Origin of the sequence: Streptomyces rishiriensis (assembly GCF_003112535.1) — a bacterium.
Lineage (GTDB): Bacteria > Actinomycetota > Actinomycetes > Streptomycetales > Streptomycetaceae > Streptomyces > Streptomyces rishiriensis.
The window spans coordinates 170,330-195,951 of the sequence record NZ_BEWA01000003.1 but is presented as its reverse complement, the minus strand read 5'-3'; the positions used below and the strand labels follow the sequence as shown (position 1 = coordinate 195,951).

The following is a 25,622-nucleotide window of genomic DNA, read 5'->3' as shown; positions in this document are numbered from 1 at the left end:
CGGAGTCCGGTCAGAGTTGTGGTGGATTCATCGTGAAGTGGGCGCTGACCTCTGCTCTGACCTGCTGGCGCTGGGGTTCGAGATCCAGGGGTTCGGGTGTGGATTCGTCTTTGGCCGTGGCGGCCGATCGGGTCATGCGGGCGGTGCGGCGGGTTTGGGGGTGCAGGCCGGTGACGGCGGAGCCGGTGTCGGCCAGTTCGATCAGCGCGGCCAGGGTCGTGTCCAGGGCCTCGGCGTATTCCCTGGCCCGCCGCAGTGCGTCGTGCACGGCCTGCTGTCGGGCGCGGCGGTGGGCGGGTGAGTGGGGGCGGAGGGTCCACCAGGGGCCGTCGACGGTGGTGAGGTCGAGGTCGGCGAGGCGGGTGGCGAGTTCGCCGAGGGCGGTGAAGTCGGTGAGGTCGGCGGTGAGGTGGACGGTGCCGTGGTAGGTGCGCACGCGTTCGCCGCGCCCGTGTTGGCCGAGTTCGGGGGTGAGGGACAGGGCGCCGGTGGAGAGGTCGGCGACTGCTTCGCCGTAGGACTTGATGAGGGTGAGGGTGGCGGTGTTGCGGTGGGTGAGGTCGTCGAGGGTGGTGCGGCGGTCGCGGCCGCGGGCGGTGAGGGTGACGGCGAGGCGGGCGATCTCGGGGTCGACTTCGAGTTCGGCTTGGCCGTGGACGGTGAGGAGGGGGGCTTGGGGGGTGCCGTACGGGGGGTTCCGGGGGGTGGCCATACGTCCTACCTTGTCATGGCTTTCCCTGTTCCCTGGGCGGAGTTGACCGTGCTGGTCACCAGATCGCAACCTCCTGTATCTGTTGCGGTCGGCCGTGGCCGGGTCAGAATCTACGCGCGTCATTGGCCTTCCCCCGAGGAGTAAGAGACATGCCGTTGAACCGCCGGAAGTTCCTGAAGAAGTCCGCTGCGACCGGGGCGGGGGTGGCGATCGCGGGTGCGGCGGCGGCTCCGTCGGCGCAGGCGGCGGCTGCGGGGAAGCCGGTGCGGCAGCCGAAGCGGTACGCGTTGACGGTGCTGGGGACGACGGACCTGCATGGTCATGTCTTCAACTGGGACTACTTCAAGGACGCGGAGTACAAGGACGCGGCGGGCAACGCGCAGGGGCTGGCGCGGATCTCGACGCTGGTGAACCGGATCCGGCAGGAGAAGGGGCGCGAGAACACGCTGCTGCTGGACGCGGGCGACACGATCCAGGGCACTCCGCTGACGTATTACTACGCGAAGGTGGACCCGATCACCGCCAAGGGTGGTCCGGTGCATCCGATGGCGCTGGCGATGAACGCGATCGGGTATGACGCGGCGGCGCTGGGTAATCACGAGTTCAACTACGGGATCGAGACGCTGCGGAAGTTCGAGTCGCAGTTGCGGTTCCCGTTGCTCGGGGCGAATGCGGTGGACGCGAAGACGCTGCGGCCGGCTTTCGCGCCGTATGTGATGAAGACGTTCTGTGTGAAGGGGGCGCCGCCGGTCAAGGTGGCGGTGCTCGGTCTGACGAATCCGGGTATCGCCATTTGGGACAAGGCGTATGTGCAGGGGAAGCTGGCGTTCCCGGGCCTGGAGGAGCAGGCGGCGAAGTGGGTGCCGAAGCTGAAGTCGCTGGGCGCGGATGTGGTGATCGTGTCGGCGCACTCGGGTTCGTCGGGTACGTCGTCGTACGGTGATCAGCTGCCGTATGTGGAGAATTCCGCGGCTCTGGTGGCGCAGCAGGTGCCGGACATCGATGCGATTCTGGTCGGGCACGCGCATGTGGAGATTCCCGAGCTGCGGGTGACGAACGCGAAGACGGGCCGCACGGTGGTGCTTTCGGAGCCGTTGGCTTACGCGGAGCGGTTGTCGGTGTTCGACGTGTCGTTGGTGTTCGAGAAGGGGAAGTGGGTCGTCGAGTCCGTTGCGTCGAAGGTGTTGAACTCCAACACGGTGGCGGACGACCCGAAGATCACGAAGTTGCTGAGCGACGAGCACGCGAAGGTCGTGAAGTACGTCAATCAGGTGGTGGGGTCGGCGACGGAGACGTTGACGACGGTGGAGGCGCGGTACAAGGACGCCCCGATCATCGACCTGATCACCAAGGTGCAGGAGGACGTGGTGAAGGCGGCGCTGGCGGGGACGTCGTACGCGTCGCTGCCGGTGATCGCGCAGGCGTCGCCGTTCTCGCGGACGTCGGAGATCCCGGCGGGCAAGGTGACGATCCGGGACCTGTCGGGTCTGTACGTGTACGACAACACGTTGGTGGCGAAGTTGCTGACGGGTGCGCAGGTGCGGGCGTATCTGGAGTACTCGGCGGAGTATTTCGTGCAGACGGCGGCCGGTGCGGTGGTGGACGTGGAGAAGCTGACGAACGCGAACAACCGGCCGGATTACAACTATGACTATGTGTCGGGGTTGTCGTACGACATCGACGTGGCGCAGCCGGCCGGTTCGCGGATCAGGAATCTGACGTTCCAGGGTGCGCCGTTGGCGGATGGGCAGCAGTTCGTGCTGGCGGTGAACAATTACCGGGCCAATGGCGGTGGGGCGTTCCCGCATGTGGCGTCGGCGCAGGAGTTGTGGTCGGAGTCGACGGAGATCCGTACACGGATCGCGGAGTGGGTGACGGCGAAGGGTGTGCTGGATCCGAAGGACTTCGCGTCGGTGGACTGGAAGCTGACGCGGGACGGTACGCCGGTGTTCTAGGCGTCCGGGGTCCGTGGGCGGTGGGCGGTGGTTGCGCGGTGGCCGGGTCGGCTCCTGCGTGATCACCGCCTTTCGCGTTCGCGGGTGGGGGTGGGCGGTGGTTGCTACCGGCGGTCGACGAGGGGGGTGAGGGCGGGGGCCTGTCGGGCGGGTGGGACGCGGTGCTGGGGTTGTGGTGCGAGGCCGAAGGTGGTGAAGGCGGTGCGGGTGGGGAGGGGGTAGGGGTCCTTGGCGGTGAGGGTGTTGAGGATGGTGGCGCTGCGCCAGGCGGCGAGGCCGAGGTCGGGGGCGCCTACGCCGTGGGTGTGGCGTTCGGCGTTCTGGACGTAGACGTTGCAGCCGGTGGCGGTGACGGAGGGGTCGAGGACGAGGCGGAAGTGTTCGTCGATGCGGGGGCGTTCGCTGTTGTCGCGGCGGATGTAGGGGTCGAGGCCGGCGAGGATGCGGTCGAGCGGGCGTTCGCGGTGGCCGGTGGCGAGGACGACGGCGTCGGTGGTGAGGCGGGTGCGGGTGTTCTGCTGGATGTGTTCGAGGTGGAGTTCGATTTTGGTGGTGGCGATGCGGCCGGCGGTGCGCACGCGGACGCCGGGGGTGAGGACGGTGTCGGGCCAGTCGCCGTCCAGGGTGCGGCGGTAGAGCTCGTCGTGGATGGCGGAGAGGGTGCCCGCGTCGATGCCTTTGTGGAGTTGCCACTGGGCGTCGGTGAGGCGGTCCCGGACGTTCTCGGGGAGGGCGTGGAAGTAGCGGGTGTAGTCGGGGGTGAAGTGTTCGAGGCCGAGTTTGGAGTACTCCATGGGGGCGAACGCGTGGGTGCGGCCGATCCAGTGGAGTTGTTCGCGGCCGGTGGGGCGGTGGCGGAGGAGGTCGAGGAAGATCTCGGCGCCGGACTGTCCTGAGCCGACGACGGTGATGTGGCCGGCGGCGAGGAGGGTGTCGCGGTGGGTGAGGTAGTCGGCGGCGTGGACGACGGGGACGCCGGGGGCGTCGACGAGGGGGCGCAGGGGGTCGGGGACGTGGGGCTGGGTGCCGATGCCGAGGACGATGTTGCGGGTGTGGGTGCGGCCGAGGGCTTCGGCTTCGCCGTCGGCGTCGAGGTGGGTGAAGTCGACTTCGAAGACGTCGTGTTCGGTGTTCCAGCGGACGGCGTCGACCTGGTGGCGGAAGTGGAGTCCGGGGAGGTGGTCGGCGACCCAGCGGCAGTAGGCGTCGTATTCGGCACGGTGGGTGTGGAAGCGCTCGGCGAAGTAGAAGGGGTAGAGGCGGTGGTGGGTTCTGAGGTAGTTGAGGAAGCTCCAGGGGCTGGTGGGGTCGGCGAGGGTGACGAGGTCGGCGAGGAAGGGGACCTGGACGCGGGCGCCGTCGATGAGGAGGCCGGGGTGCCAGTCGAAGCGGGGGCGTTGTTCGTAGAAGACGGCGTCGAGCTCGGCGAGGGGGTGGGCGAGGGCGGCGAGGGAGAGGTTGGCGGGGCCGATGCCGATGCCGACGAGGTCGCGGGGGGTGTCGGTGTCGCGGGGGGTGTCGTGGGGTGGGGGCGTGCTCATGTGGGGGTGCTTCCTTCCACCAGGTGCAGGAGGGCGGTCAGGTCTGCGGGGCGGGTGTGGGGGTTGAGGAGGGTCGCTTTGAACCAGAGGCGGCCGTCTTGGCGGGCGCGGCCGAGGACGGCTCGGCCGTCGGTGAGGAGGCGGCGGCGGATCTCGGCGACGGTGGCGTCGGTGGCGTCGGTGGGGCGGAAGAGGACGGTGCTGATGGTGGGTGGGGCGTGGAGTTCGAGGCGGGGGTGTGCGGTGATGAGGTCGGCGAGGTGGCGGGCGTGTTCGCAGACCTGGTCGACGAGGGCGCCGAGGCCGGTGCGGCCGAGGGTCTTGAGGGTGACGGCGATCTTGAGGACGTCGGGGCGGCGGGTGGTGCGCAGGGAGCGGCCGAGGAGGTCGGGGAGGCCGGCGTCGGTGTCGTCGGCGGCGTTGAGGTAGTCGGCGTGGTGGTGCAGGGCGGCGAGGTCGTGGGGGTCGTGGACGGCGAGGAGTCCGGCGGCGGCGGGTTGCCAGCCGAGTTTGTGCAGGTCGAGGGTGACGGTGTGCGCGGTGTCGAGTCCGGCGAGCCGGGGGCGGTGGCGGTCGCTGAAGAGGAGTCCGCCTCCGTAGGCGGCGTCGATGTGGAGGCGGGCGCCGTGGGTGCGGCACAGGGCGCTGATGGCGGGGAGGGGGTCGATGAGGCCTGCGTCGGTGGTGCCTGCGGTGGCGGCCACGACGACGGGCGGGTGGGGGCCGGGGCGGGTGGTGAGTGCTCGGTGGAGGGCGGCGGGGTCGAGGGTGCCGGTGGGGGTGGGGAGGATCAGAGGTGGGGGGAGGCCCAGGAGCCAGGCGGCGCGGGGCAGGGAGTGGTGGGCGTTGGCCCCGCAGATGAGCCGGAGGGCGGGTCCGTGTGCCTCGCGGGCGAGGAGGAGGGCGAGTTGGTTGGCTTCGGTGCCGCCGGTGGTGACGAGGGCGTCGGCGAGGCCGGCGAGGGCGGCGAGGGTGCGGGTGACGAGGGTTTCGAGGGCGGAGGCGGCGGGGGCCTGGTCCCAGGAGTCGAGGGAGGGGTTGAGGGCGGAGGCGGCGAGGTCGGCTGCGGTGGCGACGGCGAGGGGCGGGCAGTGCAGGTGGGCGGTGCAGTGGGGGTGGGCGGGGTCGGCGGAGCCTTCGGCGAGGGCGTGTACGAGGGTGCGCAGGGCGTGGGGGTCGCCGTCGGTCGGCAGGATGTCGCCCACCGCGTGGGCGAGTCGGGCGGTCACGGCGTCGGGTCCGCCGGCGGGGAGCGGGCCGCGGCGTGAGCGGGCGCCGGCGTCGAGGGCGTCGAGGACGGTCGCGAGCAACGGCCTCAGGGCGTCGGGTCCGTGGGGCCCTGAGGCGAGGGGTGGCGTGCTCATGGGGCTTCTCCGGGCTGGCGCGGGGCAGCGGGATTCCAGCTTGTACGGGGTTGCGCGGGCGCGCCCGAAAGCCCGGAGATCGGTACTCGAAAGGGGGTACTCCCGTAGGGGAATTGCGGGTGGGGGTGTGCGCCCCTGCCGGACGTCTACGGTCGAGTGAGGTGGGGAGCGTGAGGAAGCCGGAGTCTGTGCCGGGTCCGGGTCCGGGGCCTGTGCCCGGGCGGGGCCTGGGGCTGGAGTGGGAGGGTGAGCCGGTGGTGCTGCGTGAGCCGGGTCCCGGGGACGAGGCCGCGCTGCTCGCACTGTTCGAGGAGTGCGAGGACTGGTTCGTCGCGGCGACGGGGCTGCCGTCGGCGCCGGGTGATGTGCAGAGCCTGTTCTACGCGCTGCCGGAGGGGGCGGCGCCGCAGGACAAGGTGGTGCTGCTGGTGGAGTGGGCGGGGTCGGTGGCGGGTGTGGTGGACGCCGTGCGGGATCACCCGGAGCCGGGCGCGGTGGCGGTGGGGATGTTCCTGCTGGCGCCGGGGGCCCGGCGGCGGGGTCTGGGGCGGGCGGTGGCCGGCGCGTTGCTGGCGCGTGCGGGGGGCGTCACGCGGGTGACGGCGACGGTCCCGCCGGGGTGGGAGCCCGGGGAACGTTTCCTGGAGCGGTCGGGCTTCGTCCTGGAGGACCCCGGTCCGACGCCGGCTGCCGGGGTGGGCAACCGGCGGGCGGGACCGCGCGAAGGGGGCGTGCGCCGGGCTGTGCTGCGCCGGGACCCGCGTTAGAGGGATCTGCGTACGGGCGCGCGTGGGCGGGCGCGCCTCCCTCGTGCGCGCGTTTGCGTGCAAGCGCGGCGAGCTGTCGCCCACAGGCCGCCGGTCGGACACCGGCAGACCCAGCCGATCGGACACCGGCAGGCCCGCCGGTCAGTCACCAGCGGGCCAGCCGATCGGTCACGGGTGGGGCCGGCCGGTGGTGCGGACTCGCAGGGCCCTGGTGAGGTCGTCGAGCTGGTCGACGAGTTTGCGGCGCAGGGCCGGGGTCGGTCCGGCGGTCGCGAGACACTGCTCGCCCAGACGCAGGATCTCGGGGTCGACGACGTGGGCGGGGAACGCCCAGCGTCCTACGGCCTCGGCGATGGCGGGGCCGCGGCGGGCGGCGACGGTGACGGCGTCCTCGAAGAAGCGGGGGACGTAGCCGCTGACGAGGTCGGCCTGTTCGGGCTGCCAGAAGCCCTGGGCGGTGGCGTTGAACAGGTAGTTGGAGAGGCCGTCGGAGGAGAACATCGCCGCCCAGGCCTGTTCCTTGGCGTCCGCGTCGGGGAGGGCGGCCCGGCAGCGGGCGGCCCCTTCCCGGCCGGTGGCGGAGGGGTCGGCGTCGAGTTCGGCGGCGATGGCGTCGGCGTCGGTGGCGCCGAGGACGGCGAGCCGGGCGAGGACGCGCCAGCGCAGGTCGGGGTCGAGTTCGGGGCCGCCGGGGACGATGCCGTCGGCGAGCCAGGCGGCGATGGTGTCCGGGTGGGCGGCGACGGCGATGAGGTGGCGTACGGCGATGAGGCGCAGGCCGGGGTGGTCGCCGTCCTCGGTGCGGCGGATGAGGTCGCGGCACAGGGTGGTGAGGGTGGCGAGCACGGCGGGGCGCTGCTCGGGGGTGACGTAGCGGTCGGCGATCTGGCCGGCGGCGAAGGCGAGGACGCCTTGGGCGACGGCGAGGTCGGTTTCCTGCGGGAGGTGGGCACGGGCCGCTTCGAGGTAGGCGGTGGGGGCGAGTTCGTCGTCGCGGACGGCGTCGCGCAGGGCGTTCCAGACGACGGCGCGGGTGAGCGGGTCGGGCAGCCCGGAGAGGTTGCCGCGGACGGTCGCGAAGGACTCGGGGTCGAAGCGGATCTTGGTGTAGGTGAGGTCGCCGTCGTTGAGCAGGAGGAGGGCGGGGAGCTTGCCGATGGGCTGGGGGTCGCTCTGCGGGATGTCGACTTCGAGGCGTCGGCGCAGAGTGAGGTGGCGGCCCTCGTCGGCGAGGTCGAGGTCGTAGAGGCCGACGGCGACGCGGTGGGGGCGGCTGCCGTGGTGGGCGACGGTCAGGGTGCGGTCGCCGTTGGCGCCGCTGACGGTGGGGGTGAGGGTGTCGACGCCGGTGGTGCGCAGCCAGGCGTCGGCCCAGGCGTGGACGTCGCGGTCGGTGTGGGCGGCGAGGGAGTCGATGAAGTCGGCGAGGGTGGCGTTGGCGAACCTGTGGCGGGCGATGTGGGTGTTGATGCCGGCGAGGAAGCCCTTCTCGCCGAGCCAGGTGACGAGTTGGCGCAGCGCGGAGGCGCCCTTGGCGTAGGAGATGCCGTCGAAGTTGAGCAGGGCGGAGGCGGTGTCGTCGACGTTCTCGGGGGCGACGGGGTGGGTGGAGGGGCGCTGGTCGGCGTCGTAGCCCCAGGACTTGCGGACGACGCCGAACTCGGTCCAGGTGTCTTTGAAGCGGGTGGCTTCGGTGAGGGTCTGGTAGCCCATGTACTCGGCGAAGGACTCGTTGAGCCAGATGTCGTCCCACCACCGGAGGGTGACGAGGTCGCCGAACCACATGTGGGCCATCTCGTGGGCGATGACCATGGCGCGGGTCTGGCGTTCGGTGTCGGTGACGGCGGAGCGGTAGACGAAGTCGTCGCGGAAGGTGACGAGGCCGGGGTTCTCCATGGCGCCGGCGTTGAACTCGGGCACGAACGCCTGGTCGTAGGAGTCGAAGGGGTAGGGCTCTTCGAACTTCTCGTGGTAGCGGTCGTAGCAGGCGCGGGTGATGCCGAGGAGTTCGTCGGCGTCCGCGTCGAGGTGGGAGGCCAGGGAGCGGCGGCAGTGCAGGCCGAAGGGCAGGCCGCGGTGTTCGGTGCGCACGGTGTGCCAGGGGCCGGCGGCGACGGCGACGAGGTAGGTGGAGACAAGGGGGGTGGCGGCGGCCTGCCAGCGGCCTTCGCCGAGGTGTTCGGTGATGCCGTTGGCGAGGACGGTCCAGTTCTCGGGGGCTTTCACCGAGACGTCGAAGACGGCCTTGAGGTCGGGCTGGTCGAAGGCGGCGAAGACGCGCTGGACGTCGTTCATGAACAGCTGGGTGTAGACGTAGGTCTCGCCGTCGGTGGGGTCGGTGAAGCGGTGCATGCCCTCGCCGGTGCGGGAGTAGCGCATGTCGGCCCGGACGCGCAGTTCGTGGTCGCCGGCGGTGAGGCCGTCGAGGGCGAGCCGGCCGCCGTCGAGCGTCCCGGGGTCGAGAGGCTCGCCGTCGAGGGTGACGGAGTGCAGAGTGTCGGGCCTGACCTCGACGAAGGTGTCTCCGTTGGCGCGCGCGGCGAACCGGATGACGGTGACGGACTCGAAGGTCTCGTCGCCGGTCGTCAGGTCGAGCTCGATGGTGTAGCGGTGGACGTCGAGGAGCTTGGCACGGCTTAGCGCTTCGTCGCGCGTCAGTACGGACATGCACGACATGCTGCCTGATACCGCAGGCCGGGCACAGGGGCGGATCGGTACGCGCGCTATGTCGCTTCTCGCGCCGAGCGCCGGGCCGCCGGTCGGTCGCCAATAAGTCGCCGGGCGGTCACCGGTCCGTCGCCGGTCCGTCGCCGGTCAGTCACCGGTCGGGGCGGCGTTGTCCTCGGCGATGCGCTCGTGGTGGCGGATGACCTCGGCGATGATGAAGGTGAGGAACTTCTCGGCGAACGCGGGGTCGAGTTTGGCGTTCTCGGCGAGGGTGCGCAGCCGCTCGATCTGGCGGGCCTCGCGGGCGGGGTCGGCGGGGGGCAGCTGGTGGCGGGCCTTGAGGTGGCCGACCTGCTGGGTGGCCTTGAAGCGTTCGGCGAGCATGTGGACGACGGCGGCGTCGATGTTGTCGATGCTGTCGCGCAGCCGGGCGAGCTCTTCGCGGACGGCGGGGTCGACGGCGGGGGCGCCGGGTCCGGAGGCGTCAGCGGTGGGGGTGTTGCTGGTGGGGCTGTTGCTGGTGGGGGTGTTGCTGGTGGTCATGGGCGATCACCCTAGGGCATGCCTTCGCGGGGGGGGGGACGCGCTGCCCGTACAGTGGAACCGGGTGCACGCGTCCTGGGGGTGGTGGCGTGGCCGACGGCGGACCGGTCGAGCACGGTTTTCCGCATCTGGAGACGGTGCGGGCGGCTGTCACGGCGTTGTACCGGCGGTTGTCGTACGACACCGTCCAGCAGTTCGCGACGAGTGTGCCGCCGGCCGACGTGGCCTTCTGCGACACGGACGATCTGCATCTGGGCGCGCAGCGGGTGGCGCGCGAGCTGGTGCGGCATTTCCGCTTGCCGGACGCGCGGATGGTCGTGGCGTTCCGTGAGATGCAGCATGCGGCGAACGTGGAGCTGACGGCGGGCCCGGAGTACTTCGTGGAGCTGAACGACCGTTTCCGGGGGCATCGGCGGGACATCGGGGCGGCTCTGGCCCACGAGATCATGCATGTGTATCTGCACCGGGTGGATCTGTCGTTCCCGGGGACGCGGGACAACGAGATCCTCACGGACACGGCGACGACGTACTTGGGGGCGGGCTGGCTGCTGCTGGACGCGTACCGGGAGGACGGGGCGTCGTCGCAGAAGCTGGGGTATCTCACGCCGGAGGAGTTCGGGTACGTGCTGGCGAAGCGGTCCCTGGCGTTCGGTGAGGACCCGTCGTTGTGGTTCACCAGTGCCCAGGCGTACACGGCGTACGAGCGGGGGCTGGAGCGGGCCCGTCTCGACGAGCGGCAGCCGCCGCTGACGGCGGCGGGCTGGACGGGCCGTCGGCGGTACGCCCGCGACCGTCGTCAGGCGCAGGGCCACGGGCAGGGGCGGGGGCACGGGTCCGCGGGGAACGCGGGCGCGGGAGACGTGCCGTACGCGTTCGCCGCGGATCCGGCCGCCGGGCCGTTGCGGGTGACGTTCCCGTGTCCCACCTGCCACCAGCGGATCCGGGTGCCGGTGCGGGGCCGGGTGCGGGCCCGGTGCGGGCTGTGCCGCACGGTGCTGGAGTGCGACACGTAGACCGGTCCTGCGGGCGGGGCCCGAGGGCCCGTCCTGCGGGCGGGGCCCGAGGCCCGTCCTACGGGCGGGGCCCGAGGCCCGTCCTACGGGCGGGGCCCGAGGCCCGTCCTACGGGCGGGGCCCGAGGGCCGTCCTGCGGGCGGGGCCCGAGGGCCGTCCTACGGGTCGGCAGGGCGGTCTTCGGACACCGGTCGGCCGGTGGGCGTGGGTGCCGGCCGGTGGGCGTCGGATACTGGCCCAGGGGTGGTCAGGCGTCGGTCGGTCGGGAGGTCGCCGCGCGCGGGGGCAGGGCGCACAGGATCGCGCAGCCAATGAAGCCGCCGGTCACCCAGGGCATGGCGGCGCCCAGTGCCTGCGTCGGACCGTCCTGTGTGTGGCCGAAGAAGACGGTGCCGATGAGCGCGGCGCCGAGGGCTCCGCCGAACTGCTGGGCGGTGGAGAAGATGCCGGACGCGCCGCCTGCGAGGTCGGCGGGCACGGCGGACAGGACGACGTTGACCAGGGGCACCACGAGGAAGCCGAGTCCGGCGCCGGCGACGAACAGACCGGGGCCAGCGGCCAGGCCCCGGTGTGCGCGTCGGCGCTGCCCGCGACGGCCGCGCCCACCCAGGCGAAGCCGGCGGCCATGAGCAGTGCGCCGGCGCCCAGGACGAGACGGCCGTAGCGCACGGCGAGGGTGTCGGCGGCCGGTGCGGTGAGCTCGCCGAACTGGCCGTGTTCTTCCAGGACTGGGCGCGTGACATCGTCGCCGCGTGCGAGGAGTTCGACGCCGGGGAGCTGGAGACGGTGAACCGCTTCCTCGCCGTCATGACCGAGGCGCAGCGCAGGGCGACGGCCCGGCTCACCGGATGACCCGGCTCACCGGACGACTCGGCTCACCGGACGACTCGGGGGGTCGACGCGGGCGCCCGGACCGTTCTTGGCGGGGGCTCAGGCGCCGTAGACCGACCCGGGGGGCGCCGCGGCCGTCAGCAGCTTCCGTACGACCTCCCCCGCCTCGGCGGCGCTCCACCGCGCGCCGCGGTCCGCGGTCGGGCCCGGCCGCCAGCCGTCCATGACGGTGATGCGGCCGCCCTCGGCCTCGAAGACCCGCCCGGTGACGCCCTGGCTCGCGGCCGAGCCGAGCCAGACGACGAGCGGGGAGACGTTCTCGGGGGCCATGGCGTCGAAGCCGGTGGCGGGGGCGGCCATGGCCTCGGCGAAGGCGCGTTGCGTCATGCGGGTGCGGGCGGCGGGAGCGATCGCGTTGACCTGGACGCCGTAGCGGGCGAGTTCTGCCGCGGCGACGAGCGTCAGGGCGACGATGCCGGCCTTGGCGGCGCTGTAGTTGCCCTGCCCGACGGAGCCGAGCAGTCCGGCGCCGCTGGAGGTGTTGACGACGCGGGCGTCGGGTGTGCGGCCGGCCTTGGCCTCGGCGCGCCAGTGTGCGGCCGCGTGTTTCAGGGTGAGGAAGTGGCCTTTGAGGTGGACGCGCAGGACGGCGTCCCAGTCGTCCTCGTCGAGGTTGACGAGCATGCGGTCGCGCAGGAATCCGGCGTTGTTGACGAGGGTGTCGAGGCGGCCGTAGGCCTCCAGGGCGGTCGTGACGAGGGACGCGGCGCCCTCGGAGGCGGCGATGTCCCCGCCGTGGGCGACCGCCTCGCCGCCGGCCGCGCGGATCTCGGCGGCCACGGCGGCGGCCGGACCGTCGGGGCGGGCGGCGCCGGTGGCACGGGCGGCGCCGGGGGCGCCGTCCAGGGCCACGTCGAGGTCGTTGACGACGACGCGGGCTCCCTGCGCGGCGAAGGCGAGGGCGTGGGCGCGTCCGAGGCCGCGTCCGGCGCCGGTGACGACGACGACCCGTCCGTCGCAGAGTGCGCTCATCTCAGGTCTCCTTGTTGGCCGTTGCGGCGTCGAGGAAGGCGGGCCGTTCGCCGCCTCCGTGCAGGAGCAGGCTCGCCCCGCTGATATAGCGGGCCGCGTCGGAGGCGAGGAAGACGGCCGCGGCGCCGACGTCGGCGGGTTCGGCGAGCCGGCCGAGCGGGACGGTGCGGGCGACGGCGCGCAGGCCGTCGTCGCCCCCGTAGTGGAGGTGGCTCAGCTCGGTGCGGACCATGCCGACGACCAGGGTGTTCACCCGCACCCGGGGGGCCCATTCCACGGCCATGGAGCGGGCGAGGCTCTCCAGGCCGGCCTTGGCCGCGCCGTACGCGGCGGTCCCGGGCGAGGGGCGGGCTCCGCTGACGCTGCCGATCATCAGAACGGAGCCCTGGGTGCGGGCGAGGTGGTCGTGGGCGGCCAGGGACACCGTCAGGGGGGCGAGGAGGTTGAGTTCGATCACGCGCGCGTGCCGTCGGGCGTCGGCGTGGGCGAGCGGGCGGTAGGGGGCGCCGCCGGCGTTGTTGACGAGGACGTCCAGTCGGGGCAGTTCGGCGAAGAAGGCGTGGACGGCGTCGGCGTCGCACACGTCCAGCGGGACGAACCGGGCCTGGTCGGGGGGGTTCGGCGGCGGGCGGCGGGCGCAGACGACGACGTCGGCGCCCGCGCGGGCGAGGGAGCGCGCGATGCCGGCGCCCACGCCGCGGGTGCCTCCGGTGACGACGGCGACCTTCCCGTTCAGCTCCATTCGCTGCTACCTTCCACCTAACAAACGTTTGGTGGAAAGGTAGCTGATGCTTCCATGGGTGTCTCCACCTCGTCCCCGGAAAAGGGGATTTCGCTGGTCGTGGTCGACTTCCCGCCGGTGAACGCGCTGCCGGTGGCGGGCTGGTTCGCCCTGGCGGACGCGGTGCGCGCGGCCGGCCGCGATCCGGCGACGCGATGCGTGGTGCTCGCGGCCGAGGGGCGGGGGTTCAACGCGGGCGTCGACATCAAGGAGATCCAGGCGCGGGGCGGGGAGGCGCTCGTCGGCGCCAACCGCGGCTGCTTCGAGGCCTTCGCGGCGGTGTACGAGTGCGAGGTCCCGGTGGTGGCGGCGGTGCGGGGCTTCTGTCTGGGCGGCGGCATCGGGCTGGTGGGCAACGCGGACGTGATCGTGGCGAGCGAGGACGCCGTGTTCGGGCTCCCCGAGCTGGACCGGGGCGCGCTGGGCGCGGCCACGCATCTGGCCCGGCTGGTGCCCCAGCATCTGCTGCGGGCCCTGTACTACACGGCGCGGACGGTCTCGGCAGCCGAGCTGCACGCGCACGGCTCGGTGTGGCGGGTGACGCCCCCGGACGAACTGGAGGGGACCGCACTGGAGTTGGCCGGGGAGATCGCCGCGAAGGACGGCGAGCTGCTGCGGCTGGCGAAGGCGGCTCTCAACGGCATCGATCCCGTCGACGTGCGCCGCAGCTACCGCTTCGAGCAGGGCTTCACCTATGAGGCGAGCGTCGGCGGGGTCGCCGACCGGGTGCGCGCCGCCTTCGGCTCGGCGGCCGACGAGAGGAGCTCGGGTGAGTGACAAGACGATGAGCGCCGACGAGGCCGTCTCCCGTCTGGAGAGCGGCATGACCGTCGGCATCGGCGGCTGGGGTTCGCGGCGCAAGCCGATGGCGCTGGTGCGGGCGCTGCTGCGCTCGCCGGTCACCGACCTCACGGTGGTCTCGTACGGCGGCCCGGACGTCGGCATGCTCGCGGCGGCCGGACGCGTCCGCAGACTGGTCGCGGCGTTCGCCACCCTCGACTCGATCCCCCTCGAACCGCACTACCGGGCGGCCCGTGAGCGGGGCGCCTTCGAGCTGACGGAGGTCGACGAGGCGATGTTCCTGTGGGGGCTGCGCGCGGCCGCGCACCGGCTGCCCTTCCTGCCGGTGCGCGCGGGCCTCGGCTCGGACGTGATGCGGGTCAACCCCGGGCTGCGCACGGTGACGTCGCCGTACGAGGACGCCGAGACGTTCGTCGCCATGCCGGCCCTGCGGCTGGACGCGGCCCTGGTGCACGTCAACCGGGCCGACCGGCGGGGCAACGGGCAGTACCTGGGCCCGGACCCGTACTTCGACGACCTCTTCTGCGAGGCCGCGGACGCGGCGTACGTCAGCTGTGAACGGATCGTCGACACGGCCGAGTTGACGAAGGAGGCGCCGCCGCAGTCGCTGCTGATCAAGCGGCACACGGTGACGGGTGTCGTCGAGGCGCCCCAGGGGGCGCACTTCACGTCCTGCGCCCCCGACTACGGCCGGGACGAGGCGTTCCAGAAGCTCTACGCGAGCACGCCGTGGCCGGAGTTCGCGGACCGGTTCCTCGCCGGGGACGAGCAGGCGTACCGGGCGGCGGCAGGGGAGGCGACATGAGCACGGCGACACGGGCGGAGTACTGCGTCGTCGCCTGCGCGGAGGCGTGGCGCGGGGCGGGCGAGATCCTGGCGAGCCCGATGGGCGTGATTCCCTCGGTCGGCGCACGGCTCGCCCGGCGGACGTTCTCGCCGGAGCTGCTGCTGACCGACGGCGAGGCGCTGCTCGTCGGCGTGGACGGCACGGTGGAGGGCTGGCTGCCCTACCGCCTGCATCTGGAGCTGGTCACCGGGGGGCGGCGGCACGTGATGATGGGCGCGAGCCAGATCGACCGGTACGGCAACCAGAACATCTCCTGCATCGGCGACTGGGCGAAGCCGGTGCGCCAGCTGCTCGGCGTGCGGGGCGCTCCGGTCAACACCCTGAACAATCCGACCAGTTACTGGGTCCCCAGGCATTCGCGGCGGGTGTTCGTCGAGAGGGTCGACATGGTGTGCGGAGTGGGCTACGACCGTGCGGGCGGCGCGCGCCACCACCGCATCCCGCGGGTCGTCTCCGACCTCGGCGTCTTCGACTTCGCGACCCCCGACCGCTCGATGCGGCTGGCGTCGCTGCATCCGGGGGTGAGCGTCGAGCAGGTGCGCGAGGCGACGGCCTTTGACCTCGTGGTGCCGCCCGAGGTGCCGTACACGCGGGAGCCGACGGCCGCGGAGCTGCGGTTGATCCGTGAGGTGATCGATCCGGACGGGGCCCGCGCGCGGGAGGTCGCCGGCTGATGGAGACGGCACTGACCCGGCTGGTCGGGGTGCGCCACCCGATCGTGCAGACCGGGATGGGATGGGTCGCGGGTCCGCGCCTGGTGTCGGCGACGGCGAACGCGGGGGCGCTGGGCGTGCTGGCCTCCGCCACGATGACCCTGGACCAGTTGCGGGAAGCGGTGCGGGAGGTGAAGGCGCGCACGGACGCGCCCTTCGGCGTCAATCTGCGGGCCGACGCGGCGGACGCGGGCGAGCGGGTGCGGATCGTCGTCGAGGAGGGGGTCCGGGTGGCGTCCTTCGCGCTCGCGCCCTCCGTTGAGCTGATCGCCGAGCTCAAGGCGGCCGGCGTCGTCGTGATCCCCTCCGTCGGGGCCCGCCGGCATGCCGAGAAGGTCGCCGCGTGGGGCGCGGACGCGGTGATCGTGCAGGGCGGCGAGGGCGGCGGCCACACCGGCGAGGTGGCCACGACGGTGCTGCTGCCGCAGGTGGTGGACGCCGTTGACGTCCCGGTCGTGGCGGCGGGCGGGTTCTTCGACGGACGGGGGCTGGCGGCGGCGCTGGCGTACGGGGCGGCGGGCGTGGCCATGGGCACGCGGTTCCTGCTCACCTCGGACTCGCCGGTCCCGGACGCGGTGAAGGCCCGGTATCTGGCGGCGACCGTGCGGGACGTCATCGTCACCCGGGCGGTGGACGGTCTTCCGCACCGCATGCTGCGCTCGGAGCTGGTGGGCGCCCTGGAGGGCGCGGGGCGCACCGGGGCCCTGCTGCGGGCGGTGCGGCACGCGGCCGCCTTCCGCAGGCTGTCGGGTCTGACCTGGCGGCAGATGGCCCGCGACGGGCTGGCGCTGCGCCACGGCAAGGACCTCTCCTGGAGTCAGGTGCTGCTCGCCGCGAACACGCCGATGCTGTTGCGGTCGGCGATGGTGGAGGGGCGCACGGATGCCGGGGTGATGGCGTCCGGGCAGGTCGCCGGGGTGATCGACGACCTGCCGTCGTGCGCGGAACTGGTGGGGCGTGTGATGGGGGAGGCGGAAACGGTGCTGGCGTCCCTGGAGGGTTTCAGAGCCGTTCGATGATCGTCACGTTGGCCTGGCCGCCGCCCTCGCACATGGTCTGCAGGCCGTAGCGGCCGCCGGTGCGTTCGAGTTCGTGCAGGAGGGTCGTCATCAGCTTCGCGCCGGTCGCGCCGAGGGGGTGGCCCAGGGCGATGGCGCCGCCGTTGACGTTGACCCGGTCCGGGTCAGCGCCGGTCTCCTTCAGCCAGGCCAGGACGACGGGCGCGAAGGCCTCGTTGATCTCGACGAGGTCGATGTCGTCGATCGTGAGCCCGGTCTTCTTCAGGGCGTGCGCGGTGGCCGGGATGGGGGCGGTGAGCATGCGGACGGGGTCCTCGCCGCGTACGGAGAGGTGGTGCACGCGGGCCCGGGGCCGCAGCCCGTGTGCGCGGACGGCGTCCTCGGAGGCCAGCAGCAGGGCGGCCGCCCCGTCGGAGACCTGCGAGGAGCAGGCCGCGGTGACGGTGCCGCCGTCGATGACGGGCTTGAGCGCGGCCATCTTCTCCAGGGAGGTGTCCCGGCGCGGCCCCTCGTCGGCGGTGACCTCCCCGAGGGCGACCGTCTCGCGCGTGAAGCGGCCCTCGTCGAGGGCGCGGACGGCCCGCCGGTGCGAGCGCAGCGCGAACTCCTCCTGGTCGCGGCGGGTGATGCCCCACTTGGCGGCGATCATCTCCGCGCCGGCGAACTGGTTGACGGGCCGGTCGCCGTAGCGGGCGCGCCAGCCCTCGCTGCCCGCGAAGGGGCCCTGGGTGAAGCCGAGCGGCTCGGCGGCCTGCCGGGTGGCGAACGCGATCGGGATCTGCGACATGTTCTGCACGCCGCCCGCGACGACCAGGTCCTGCGTTCCCGACAACACGCCCTGCGCGGCGAAGTGCACGGCCTGTTGCGAGGAGCCGCACTGTCGGTCCACGGTCACGCCGGGCACCTCCTCGGGCAGTCCCGCGGCCAGCCAGCAGGTCCGCGCGATGTCCCCGGCCTGCGGGCCGACGGTGTCCAGGCAGCCGAAGACGACGTCCTCGACCGCCGCCGGATCGACGCCCGCGCGCGAGACGAGCTCCTTGAGCACGTGCGCCCCGAGGTCGGCCGGGTGGACCCCGGACAGACCTCCTGCGCGCCGCCCCACGGGCGTACGGACCGCTTCGACGATGTAGGCCTCGGCCATGGCGACTCCCTCAGGGAAAGGGGCACTTGCTCGGACTGTTCACCTGCGGTTGTTCACATGCGCTGTTGCATACGGCTGTCCAGATGCGCTGTTCACCTGCGGCTGTGCGCCTGCCGCTGACGTACGGCGATCCCGTCCAGCACCATCGACAGGTACTGCCGGGCGATCTCCTCCGGGCTGTGCTGTCCGCCGGGCCGGTACCAGGACGCGGCGACCCAGACGGTGTCGCGGACGAAGCGGTACGTGAGCCGGACGTCGAGGTCGGCGCGGAAGACCCCTTCCGCCACGCCGCGTTCCAGCGTGGACAGCCATGCCTTCTCGAACCTGCGCTGCGAGTCGGCGAGGAACGCGAACCGTTCCTGCGCCACGAGCTGGCGGCTCTCCTTCTGGTAGATCGCGACGGCGGCCCGGTGCCGGTCGATCTCCCGGAACGACTCGGTGACCAGCGCTTCGAGCGTCTCGCGGGGGCCCTCGCCGGCGGCCAGGACGGTGTCGTAGCCGTGCCACAGCTCGTCGAGGAAGGTGCGCAGGATCTCCTCGAGCATCGACTCCTTGGAGTCGAAGTGGTAGTAGAGGCTGCCCGCGAGCATGCCCGCGTGGTCGGCGATCTTGCGCACGGTGGTCGCGTTGTAACCCTGCTCGGCGAAGACCTCGGCGGCCGTGTTGAGCAGTTCGCCGCGGCGCGCGGGCGCGGCGGTCACCTGGGGCTTCTTCTTGGTCGGCACGGGTCCATTGTGGGCTGCTCCGGTCGTCAGGCGTGCTGGCTGCTGACGGCGACGACCTCGCCCGTCATGTACGAGGAGTAGTCCGACGCCAGGAAGACGATCACGTTGGCCACCTCCCAGGGCTGCGCGTACCGCCCGAAGGCCTCGCGTTCGGTGAGCTCCGCCAGCAGTTCGGGCGTGGTGACCTTCGCCAGGTGCGGGTGCATGGCGAGGCTCGGCGAGACGGCGTTGACCCGCACCCCGTAGGCGGCCGCCTCCACGGCCGCGCAGCGGGTCAGCGCCATCACGCCCGCCTTCGCGGCGGCGTAGTGCGCCTGTCCGGCCTGGGCGCGCCAGCCGACGACGGAGGCGTTGTTGACGATGACGCCGCCGCCGCTCGTCCGCATCAGCCGCAGCGCGGCCCGGGTGCAGCGGAAGGTGCCGTTCAGTGTGACGTCCAGGACCCGTGTCCACTGGTCGTCGCTCATGTCGGCGAGCGGTGAGGTGCCGCCCAGGCCGGCGTTGTTGACGACGACGTCCAGCCGTCCGTGCGCCGCGACGGCGGCGTCGAACAGGGCGCGCACCTGGCGCTCGTCGGTGACGTCGCAGGGCTGTGCCGTCACGGCCGCCGGGCCGAACTCCTCGGCGAGTTCGGCCTCGTGGGCCTTGAGCCGGCGCGGGTGGGCGTCGCTGATCAGGACGCGCGCGCCCTCTTCGAGGAAGCGGCGCGCGGTGGCTCCGCCGATGCCCGCGCCGGCCGCCGCGGTGATCACCGCGCTGCGTCCGTCGAGCAGCGCGTGCCCGGGAACGTACGGCGGACCCTCGACGTTCGTCATGACAGCACGCTAACCTACCAAACACTTGTTAGGGAAGAACCGTCCGGGAAAGAGGGTGGCCGTGGACCTCGCACACTCCCCCGCCGACGAGGCGTTCCGCGCCGAGGCCCGGGCCTGGCTGCACGCGCATGTGCCGGCGGTGCCGCTGCCCTCCCTGGAGACCGCCGAGGGCTTCGCCGCGCACCGCGCGTGGGAGGCCGAGCTGGCGGCGGGCGGCTGGTCGGCGGTGAACTGGCCGACGCGCTACGGCGGGCGGGACTGCGGGCTGACGCGCTGGCTGCTCTTCGAGGAGGAGTACTACGCGGCCGGCGCCCCGGGCCGGGTCAGCCAGAACGGCGTGAGCCTGCTCGCCCCGACCCTGTTCGACCACGGCACCGAGGAGCAGCGCTCCCGTGTGCTGCCCGCGATGGCCGCCGGCGAGGTCGTCTGGGCGCAGGCCTGGTCGGAGCCCGAGGCCGGCTCGGACCTGGCGGCGCTGCGCGCGAGGGCGGTCCGCGCGGACGGCGGCTGGCGGCTGAGCGGCCAGAAGGCGTGGTCCTCGCGCGCGGCCTTCGCCGATCGTGCCTTCGGTCTGTTCCGCAGCGACCCGGACGCCGGCGCGCCGCACCGGGGCCTCGGATACTTCATGTTCGACCTGCGGGCCCCCGGCGTCACCGTCCGCCCCGTCGGCCGCCTCGACGGGAAACCGGCCTTCGCCGAGCTCTTCCTGGACGAGGTGTTCGTGCCCGACGAGGACGTGATCGGCCGGCCCGGCGAGGGCTGGCGCATCGCGATGTCGACGGCGGCCAACGAGCGCGGGCTCACCCTGCGCTCCCCCGGCCGCTTCCTCGCCTCGGCCGAGCGTCTGCACGCGCTGTGGCAGGACCGGGGCAGTCCGCCCGGCGCCGCGGACCGGGTCGCCGACGCCCTGATCGGCGCCCGCGCGTACCAGCTGTTCACCTGGGCGGCCGCCCACCGCTTCCTGGCCGGCGAGCGGCTCGGCCCGGAGTCGAGCCTGAACAAGGTGTTCTGGTCGGAGTACGACATAGCGCTGCACGAGACGGCGCTGGACCTGCTGGGCGAGGAAGGGGAGCGGGGCGACACCGACTGGGCCGAGCGGTACGTCTTCTCCCTCGCCGGGCCGATCTACGCGGGCGCCAACGAGATCCAGCGCGACATCGTCGCCGAGCGCCTGCTCGGCCTGCCGAAGGGACGCCGCACATGACCTGGCCGCAGGCGTCCGGACCGATGCGGTTCCTGCTGGACGCCGAACAGCGGGCGTTCGCGCAGTCGCTGGACGCGATGCTGGGCGCGGCCGGCACCGCGGCGGCGGTCCGGGACTGGAGCCGTGGGGAGCGGGGGAGCGGGCGCGCGCTGTGGTCCCGGATCGCCGACGCGGGCGTCTTCGCCCTGGCGGTCCCGGAGAAGTACGAGGGGCTCGGGCCCAGGCCGGTGGAGCTGGCCGTGGCCTTCGTGGAGCTGGGGCGGCACGCGGTTCCGGGCCCGCTGGTGGAGACGGTCGCCGCGGCGGCCCTGCTGCGCGACCCGGGGCCGGCCGAGCGGTTCCTCGCGGCGCTGGCCTCGGGCCGGTCGACGGCGACGGTGGCCCGCGAGGGCTCCTACGCCCTGGACGGCGACGCGGCCACGCTCCGGCTGGCGCTGGCCGCCGACGGCCTGCGCCTCGCGCCCGGTCACGGCCCGGTGCGGCCGTCCCTGGACCCCGCCCGTCGGCTGACCCGTCTGCTGCCGGGCGGCGAACTCCTCACCCCGGCCCCGGCCGTGGACCGGGCGCTGCTGTGGGCCAGGCTCGCCACCGCCGCCCAGGCCCTCGGCGTCGGCCTGGCGCTGCTGGAGCGGACGGTGGCCCATGTCGGCCGACGCGTCCAGTTCGGGGCGCCCATCGGCTCGTTCCAGGCGGTCAAGCACCGGCTGGCGGACGTGAAGATCGCCCTGGAGTTCGCCCGCCCCCTGGTGCTGGGGGCCGCCGTGACGATGACGGCGGCGGACGTCGCGGCGGCGAAGGCGAGCGCGGGCGAGGCGGCGTACGCGAGCGCGCGCGCCGCGCTCCAGTTGCACGGCGCGATCGGGTACACGGCGGAGTACGACCTGTCGCTCTGGCTCACCAAGGCCCGCGCCCTGCGCACGGCCTGGGGCACGCCGGACGAGTGCCGGGCGGAGGTGCTGCGTGCCCACGCGTAGCCTCAGGCGGTCACCTTGGCGATGAACGCGGCGAGGTTGGCCACGGTGCGTTCGATCTTCTCCTCCAGCGTGAGCGTCTCGTGCAACCGGGCGCCGGCGCCCGCGTCCCGCTTGCCCCGCACGTACAGCGAGCAGGCGAGGTCGCTGCAGATGTAGGCCCCCACGGAGTTGCCCTGCTGGCCGGCCCGGCCCGCCTTGGGCGCGACCATCAGGGAGACGCCGCCGGAGTGGGTGGTCAGGCACATCGTGCACATGCTGCGCCGGGCCTGCCAGGAGCCGGAGGCGGTCGAGCGCAGCTGGAGGGCTCTGGGCCGGCCGTCCAGCTCCGCGGCGAGGTAGGCCCGGTCGGGGGCCTGGGGGTCCCGCCAGCCGAGGTAGTCGAGGTCGTCCCAGGGCCGGTCGGCAAGGTCGCGCGGCACGGACAGGCGCTTCGCCTCGCCCTTGGTGCAGTTCACGAACGCGGCGCGGATCTCTTGTTCGGTCAGCGGCTTCATGTCCGTCAGGCTAATTTGCCTAAAATCTTTAGGCAAATACTTAATCCGTTACGGGTAGCGCATAATGGCCGTCGGCAGACAGCCCGCCGCGCCGAGCGGCGGATCCGGGCGGGAGACGATCATGGGGCGCGTGGGGCTGAGCACGGAACGCCTGGTCCGGGCGGGCGCGGAACTCGCCGACGAGGTCGGCTTCGACCAGGTGACCGTCTCCGCGCTGGCCAGGCGCTTCGACGTCAAGGTCGCGAGCCTGTACTCGCATGTGAAGAACTCCGACGATCTGCGGACCCGGATCGCGCTGCTGGCGCTGGCCGAGCTCGCCGACCGGGGGGACGTCGCGCTGGCCGGGCGGGCCGGCAAGGACGCCCTGACGGCCCTGGCCGACGTCTACCGCGACTACGCCCGCGAGCACCCCGGCCGCTACGCCGCCGCCCAGCTGCGACTGGACCCCGAGGCGGCGGCCGCGAGCGCGGGCGGCCGGCACGCCCGGATGACCCGCGCGATCCTGCGCGGCTACGACCTCGCCGAACCGGACCAGACGCACGCCGTCCGCCTGCTGGGCAGCGTCTTCCACGGCTACGTCAGCCTGGAGCTGGGCGGCGGCTTCAGCCACAGCGCCCCCGACACCCAGGAGACCTGGACGCGGATCCTGGACGCCCTCGACGTGCTGCTGCGCAACTGGCCGCCCGAGCGGTGAAGCGGCCGGGCGAGGGCCGGTCCGGGCGGGCGTCAGTGCCCGTGGCCGTGGCCGGGCCCGTGCCCGCCGGTCAGCTCCCGGTACTCCTCGGGCGTCGGCTTGGGGATACGGCTGCCGGCGCCGAACATGGCCCGCGCGAGCCGCGCCCGCACCCGCTGGGACACGGTGACCGGCCGCCGCACGCCGTTGTGGTCGACGAGCGGCCCGATCGCGTACGGCGGGCTCTGCTCGTGCTGGGTGAGGGTGAACAGCGCGCCTGGGCCCAGGGGTTCGTGGACCTCGACGTACTCGCCGTGCGGCAGCCGCCTGATGGTGCCCGTCTCCCGCCCGTGCAGCACCTTGTCGCGGTCGCGGCGCTGCAGCCCCAGACAGATCCGCTTGGTCACCGTGAAGGCGACCACCGGGGCGGCGAACACGGACACCCGCACGAACCAGGTGATCGTGTTGATGGACAGATGCAGATGCGTGGCGACGATGTCGTTGCCGCCGCCGATCAGCAGCACCGCGTACAGCGCCAGCCAGGCCGCCCCGAGGCCGGTGCGCACGGGCGCGTTGCGCGGCCGGTCCAGGATGTGGTGCTCGCGCCCGTCCCCGGTGATCCACGCCTCGACGAAGGGGTAGACGCCGATGGCGAGCAGGATCAGCGGGAAGAGGGAGAACGGGATCAGCACGCCCAGCTCCAGGGTGTGGCCCCAGGCGTCGATCTCCCATCCCGGCATGACCCGGATCAGCCCCTCGGAGAAGCCGAGATACCAGTCGGGCTGGGCTCCGGTCGTCACCAGGTCCGGGCGGTAGGGCCCGAACGCCCACACCGGGTTGACGCTCGCGATCGCGCCCATCACCGCCAGCACGCCGAAGACCAGGAAGAAGAACCCGCCCGCCTTCGCCATGTAGACCGGCATGAACGGCATGCCGACCACGCTCTCCTGGTCGCGTCCGGGCCCCGGGTACTGGGTGTGCTTGTGGAAGAACACCAGGATGAGATGGGCGACGACGAGCCCCAGCATGATCCCGGGCAGCAGCAGCACATGGATGGGGAAGAACCGCGAGATGATGTCGTGCCCCGGGAACTCCCCGCCGAACAGGAAGAACGACAGGTACGTGCCGACGATCGGGACGGACAGGATCGCACCGTCCGCGAACCGTACCCCGGTGCCGGACAGCAGGTCGTCGGGGAGCGAGTAGCCGGTCAGTCCGGTGAGGATGCCGAGGAACAACAGCAGCCAGCCGAAGAGCCAGTTGACCTCGCGCGGCTTGCGGAACGCGCCGGTGAAGAACACCCGCATCATGTGCACGAGCATGCCGGTGACGAAGACCAGCGCCGCCCAGTGGTGGATCTGCCGGATCAGCAGCCCGCCGCGCACGTCGAAGCTGATGTGCAGCGTCGACTCGTAGGCCTTCGTCATGGTGACGCCGTTGAGCGGGACGTACGTGCCGTGATAGACGACCTCGGCGCTGCTCGGCTCGAAGAACAGGGTGAGGTAGACGCCGGTCAGGAGCAGGACGAGGAAGCTGTACAGACAGATCTCGCCCAGCATGAACGACCAGTGGTCCGGGAACACCTTGCGCAGGTTGGCCCTGGCCAGCGCGTACAGTCCCAGCCGTCCGTCGGCCCAGTCGGCGACCCGCTCGCCCCGGCCGGGCTCGCCCCGCCGCCCCGAACTCCCGCCGCCCGCGCCCTCGTTCACCGATCGCGCGCCGTCAGCCATGCGTCGTCGCCTCCCCCTCGGATCAACGTCCTCAGGGTGCCACGGCGGACCGGCCGAGCCAACGGTGCGGACAATCAGCGGGCGTCGGACCGGCTACGCGGTGACGATCCCCCGGGCCGGGTGCGACAGATCGCGACCATGGCGCACAGCGTCCCCTACCGGCCCCGGCTCGCCCATCTGTTCACACACCGGCCAATGATGATGAAATGACAAGGAACAAGACATTCCCGCTCTAGGGTGTGCGGCATGAAACGTGCCGCCGCCCTGGTCTGCGCCGCAGTGGCGTCGACGGTGTACCTGCTCACCCCCTCGCAGACCGCACAACCCGCCCAGGACGAACGCCCGGTGCGGCTCGAACACCGCGCACAGGCCGAACGCAACGCACAGTCCGCCAGGTCGGCACCGTCCGAACGACCCGTACAGGCCCAGCGATCCGCACCGCCGCGGCACCGCGCGCAGAGCGACGGTTCGGCGGCCGGGGCGCGGGCGACCGCGCCCGGCCTCGCCGCCCCGGCACAGAAGGAACTCGCCCAGCAGATCGTGGCCAGCGCGGAGAACGGCACCCTGGACTGGCGCAGCGCGTACGGCTATGTCGAGGACATCGGCGACGGCCAGGGCTACACCGCGGGCCTGATCGGCTTCTGCACCGGCACCCACGATCTGCTGGCCCTCGTCGAGGGCTACACCCGCGCCCACCCGGACAACGCGCTCGCCCCTTATCTGCCCGCCCTGCGCCGCGTCGACGGCAGCGACTCGCACGAGGGTCTGGACCCCGGCTTCCCGGACGCCTGGCGCGCCGAGTCCCGGGTCCCCGCCTTCCGGGCCGCCCAGGACGCCGAGCGCGACCGCGTCTACTTCGATCCGGCGGTCCGCCGGGGCCGGGCCGACGGACTGGGCGCGCTGGGCCAGTTCATCTACTACGACGCTCTCGTCTTCCACGGCCCCGGCACGGGACCGACCAGCTTCGACGGCATCCGCGCGCGTGCGACGCGCCAGGCCCGCACCCCGGCCCAAGGCGGCGGCGAGGCCGCCTACCTCGGCGCGTTCCTCGACGCCCGCCGCCGCGCCATGCTGATCCGGCACCCCGGCGTCGACACCTCACGCGTCGACACCACCCAGCGCCGCTTCCTGCGGGAGGGCAACCTCGACCTGCGTCCGCCGCTGCGCTGGCAGGTGTACGGGGAGACGTTCCAGGTCTCGTAGGGACGCCCGGCCGCCGTCCGTGGGATGCGGCGGACATGCCGCGGCGCCTGCCGGTCCGGTCGGGGACGTGGCAGGCG

General features: G+C 72.7%; 25 protein-coding genes. 12 read left to right on the top strand and 13 right to left on the bottom strand.

The features are described 5' to 3' along the window. Nucleotides 1-10: 10 nt before the first annotated feature. A complete protein-coding gene (locus Sri02f_RS05730; RefSeq protein WP_108999973.1) occupies nucleotides 11-712 on the bottom strand; it encodes an SIMPL domain-containing protein in 702 nt (233 codons plus the stop codon). 149 nt (nucleotides 713-861) lie between these two features. Between Sri02f_RS05730 and Sri02f_RS05725 the strand changes: the two genes are divergently transcribed. Next, entirely contained in the window at nucleotides 862-2,667 is a 1,806-nt protein-coding gene (locus Sri02f_RS05725) for a bifunctional metallophosphatase/5'-nucleotidase (RefSeq protein ID WP_108999972.1), read from the top strand. 104 nt (nucleotides 2,668-2,771) lie between these two features. Here the strand turns inward: Sri02f_RS05725 and Sri02f_RS05720 are convergent, their stop codons facing one another. Together Sri02f_RS05720 and Sri02f_RS05715 are read right to left on the bottom strand one after the other, a co-directional pair. Further along, the gene (locus tag Sri02f_RS05720; protein ID WP_108999971.1) at nucleotides 2,772-4,208 is read right to left on the bottom strand and encodes a lysine N(6)-hydroxylase/L-ornithine N(5)-oxygenase family protein; all 1,437 of its coding nucleotides are present in this window, start codon (nucleotides 4,206-4,208) and stop codon (nucleotides 2,772-2,774) included. Further along, complete coding sequence (locus Sri02f_RS05715) at nucleotides 4,205-5,572, bottom strand: pyridoxal phosphate-dependent decarboxylase family protein (protein ID WP_108999970.1); 1,368 nt, start codon at nucleotides 5,570-5,572, stop codon at nucleotides 4,205-4,207. The genes Sri02f_RS05720 and Sri02f_RS05715 overlap by 4 nt, the downstream gene beginning before the upstream one ends. Before the next feature lie 254 nt (nucleotides 5,573-5,826). Between Sri02f_RS05715 and Sri02f_RS05710 the strand changes: the two genes are divergently transcribed. Further along, nucleotides 5,827-6,339, top strand: coding sequence for a GNAT family N-acetyltransferase (locus Sri02f_RS05710; RefSeq protein ID WP_159106666.1), 513 nt, complete (start codon nucleotides 5,827-5,829; stop codon nucleotides 6,337-6,339). A 168-nt stretch (nucleotides 6,340-6,507) separates the two neighbouring features. Here Sri02f_RS05710 and pepN read toward each other — a convergent pair whose 3' ends face one another. Both pepN and Sri02f_RS05700 read right to left on the bottom strand, forming a co-directional pair. After that, on the bottom strand, nucleotides 6,508-9,006 hold the full coding sequence (pepN, locus tag Sri02f_RS05705; RefSeq protein ID WP_167467493.1) for an aminopeptidase N: 2,499 nt from the start codon (nucleotides 9,004-9,006) through the stop codon (nucleotides 6,508-6,510). A 147-nt stretch (nucleotides 9,007-9,153) separates the two neighbouring features. Next, nucleotides 9,154-9,549 carry a chorismate mutase gene (locus Sri02f_RS05700; protein ID WP_108999967.1) on the bottom strand — a complete coding sequence of 132 codons (396 nt, stop codon included), beginning with the start codon at nucleotides 9,547-9,549 and terminating at the stop codon, nucleotides 9,154-9,156. Nucleotides 9,550-9,638: 89 nt separating this feature from the next. Between Sri02f_RS05700 and Sri02f_RS05695 the strand changes: the two genes are divergently transcribed. Beyond that, nucleotides 9,639-10,562 carry a hypothetical protein gene (locus Sri02f_RS05695; protein ID WP_108999966.1) on the top strand — a complete coding sequence of 308 codons (924 nt, stop codon included), beginning with the start codon at nucleotides 9,639-9,641 and terminating at the stop codon, nucleotides 10,560-10,562. Between the two features lie 247 nt (nucleotides 10,563-10,809). Here Sri02f_RS05695 and Sri02f_RS42555 read toward each other — a convergent pair whose 3' ends face one another. Further along, a complete protein-coding gene (locus Sri02f_RS42555) occupies nucleotides 10,810-11,073 on the bottom strand; it encodes a hypothetical protein (protein ID WP_245970461.1) in 264 nt (87 codons plus the stop codon). Between the two features lie 59 nt (nucleotides 11,074-11,132). On the opposite strand from Sri02f_RS42555, the gene Sri02f_RS42550 reads away from it, so the two are divergent. Then, nucleotides 11,133-11,414: a hypothetical protein gene (locus Sri02f_RS42550; RefSeq protein WP_245970460.1), complete on the top strand. Its 282-nt coding sequence runs from the start codon at nucleotides 11,133-11,135 to the stop codon at nucleotides 11,412-11,414. Between the two features lie 78 nt (nucleotides 11,415-11,492). On the opposite strand, the gene Sri02f_RS05685 is transcribed toward Sri02f_RS42550, so the two are convergent. Next, on the bottom strand, nucleotides 11,493-12,425 hold the full coding sequence (locus tag Sri02f_RS05685; RefSeq protein ID WP_108999965.1) for an SDR family oxidoreductase: 933 nt from the start codon (nucleotides 12,423-12,425) through the stop codon (nucleotides 11,493-11,495). 1 nt (nucleotide 12,426) lies between these two features. Further along, nucleotides 12,427-13,167, bottom strand: a complete 741-nt coding sequence (locus Sri02f_RS05680; protein WP_108999964.1) for an SDR family oxidoreductase — start codon at nucleotides 13,165-13,167, stop codon at nucleotides 12,427-12,429. A 54-nt stretch (nucleotides 13,168-13,221) separates the two neighbouring features. On the opposite strand from Sri02f_RS05680, the gene Sri02f_RS05675 reads away from it, so the two are divergent. Genes Sri02f_RS05675 through Sri02f_RS05660 form a run of 4 tightly spaced genes read left to right on the top strand, consistent with a single transcriptional unit; the run spans nucleotide 13,222 to nucleotide 16,586 of the window. Next, a complete protein-coding gene (locus tag Sri02f_RS05675; RefSeq protein WP_108999963.1) occupies nucleotides 13,222-13,983 on the top strand; it encodes an enoyl-CoA hydratase family protein in 762 nt (253 codons plus the stop codon). Continuing rightward, nucleotides 13,976-14,812 carry a CoA transferase subunit A gene (locus Sri02f_RS05670; protein ID WP_108999962.1) on the top strand — a complete coding sequence of 279 codons (837 nt, stop codon included), beginning with the start codon at nucleotides 13,976-13,978 and terminating at the stop codon, nucleotides 14,810-14,812. Before Sri02f_RS05675 ends, Sri02f_RS05670 begins: the two co-directional genes overlap by 8 nt. Then, complete coding sequence (locus Sri02f_RS05665; protein ID WP_108999961.1) at nucleotides 14,809-15,528, top strand: CoA-transferase subunit beta; 720 nt, start codon at nucleotides 14,809-14,811, stop codon at nucleotides 15,526-15,528. Before Sri02f_RS05670 ends, Sri02f_RS05665 begins: the two co-directional genes overlap by 4 nt. After that, nucleotides 15,528-16,586 (top strand): NAD(P)H-dependent flavin oxidoreductase, encoded by a 1,059-nt coding sequence (locus tag Sri02f_RS05660; protein WP_108999960.1) that lies wholly within the window; start codon nucleotides 15,528-15,530, stop codon nucleotides 16,584-16,586. The genes Sri02f_RS05665 and Sri02f_RS05660 overlap by 1 nt, the downstream gene beginning before the upstream one ends. Here Sri02f_RS05660 and Sri02f_RS05655 read toward each other — a convergent pair. The 3 genes from Sri02f_RS05655 to Sri02f_RS05645 all read right to left on the bottom strand — a co-directional run bounded on the left by Sri02f_RS05655 (nucleotide 16,570) and on the right by Sri02f_RS05645 (nucleotide 19,267). Then, nucleotides 16,570-17,727, bottom strand: coding sequence for an acetyl-CoA C-acetyltransferase (locus tag Sri02f_RS05655; protein ID WP_108999959.1), 1,158 nt, complete (start codon nucleotides 17,725-17,727; stop codon nucleotides 16,570-16,572). The genes Sri02f_RS05660 and Sri02f_RS05655 overlap by 17 nt on opposite strands. Before the next feature lie 92 nt (nucleotides 17,728-17,819). Next, the gene (locus Sri02f_RS05650) at nucleotides 17,820-18,452 is read right to left on the bottom strand and encodes a TetR/AcrR family transcriptional regulator (protein ID WP_108999958.1); all 633 of its coding nucleotides are present in this window, start codon (nucleotides 18,450-18,452) and stop codon (nucleotides 17,820-17,822) included. 26 nt (nucleotides 18,453-18,478) lie between these two features. Further along, nucleotides 18,479-19,267, bottom strand: coding sequence for an SDR family oxidoreductase (locus Sri02f_RS05645; protein WP_108999957.1), 789 nt, complete (start codon nucleotides 19,265-19,267; stop codon nucleotides 18,479-18,481). A 61-nt stretch (nucleotides 19,268-19,328) separates the two neighbouring features. Between Sri02f_RS05645 and Sri02f_RS05640 the strand changes: the two genes are divergently transcribed. Beyond that, nucleotides 19,329-20,471 carry an acyl-CoA dehydrogenase family protein gene (locus Sri02f_RS05640; protein WP_109000199.1) on the top strand — a complete coding sequence of 381 codons (1,143 nt, stop codon included), beginning with the start codon at nucleotides 19,329-19,331 and terminating at the stop codon, nucleotides 20,469-20,471. Between the two features lie 23 nt (nucleotides 20,472-20,494). Next, on the top strand, nucleotides 20,495-21,445 hold the full coding sequence (locus Sri02f_RS05635) for an acyl-CoA dehydrogenase family protein (RefSeq protein ID WP_109000198.1): 951 nt from the start codon (nucleotides 20,495-20,497) through the stop codon (nucleotides 21,443-21,445). Between the two features lie 2 nt (nucleotides 21,446-21,447). On the opposite strand, the gene Sri02f_RS05630 is transcribed toward Sri02f_RS05635, so the two are convergent. After that, nucleotides 21,448-21,939 carry an FBP domain-containing protein gene (locus Sri02f_RS05630; protein WP_108999956.1) on the bottom strand — a complete coding sequence of 164 codons (492 nt, stop codon included), beginning with the start codon at nucleotides 21,937-21,939 and terminating at the stop codon, nucleotides 21,448-21,450. Nucleotides 21,940-22,060: 121 nt separating this feature from the next. Between Sri02f_RS05630 and Sri02f_RS05625 the strand changes: the two genes are divergently transcribed. After that, nucleotides 22,061-22,633 carry a TetR/AcrR family transcriptional regulator gene (locus Sri02f_RS05625; RefSeq protein ID WP_109000197.1) on the top strand — a complete coding sequence of 191 codons (573 nt, stop codon included), beginning with the start codon at nucleotides 22,061-22,063 and terminating at the stop codon, nucleotides 22,631-22,633. A gap of 32 nt (nucleotides 22,634-22,665) precedes the next feature. Here the strand turns inward: Sri02f_RS05625 and qcrB are convergent, their stop codons facing one another. Then, complete coding sequence (qcrB, locus tag Sri02f_RS05620) at nucleotides 22,666-24,342, bottom strand: cytochrome bc1 complex cytochrome b subunit (RefSeq protein WP_108999955.1); 1,677 nt, start codon at nucleotides 24,340-24,342, stop codon at nucleotides 22,666-22,668. Nucleotides 24,343-24,588: 246 nt separating this feature from the next. Here qcrB and Sri02f_RS05610 point away from each other — a divergent pair, with 246 nt between their 5' ends. Continuing rightward, nucleotides 24,589-25,545: a chitosanase gene (locus Sri02f_RS05610; protein WP_245970458.1), complete on the top strand. Its 957-nt coding sequence runs from the start codon at nucleotides 24,589-24,591 to the stop codon at nucleotides 25,543-25,545. Nucleotides 25,546-25,622: the final 77 nt, after the last annotated feature.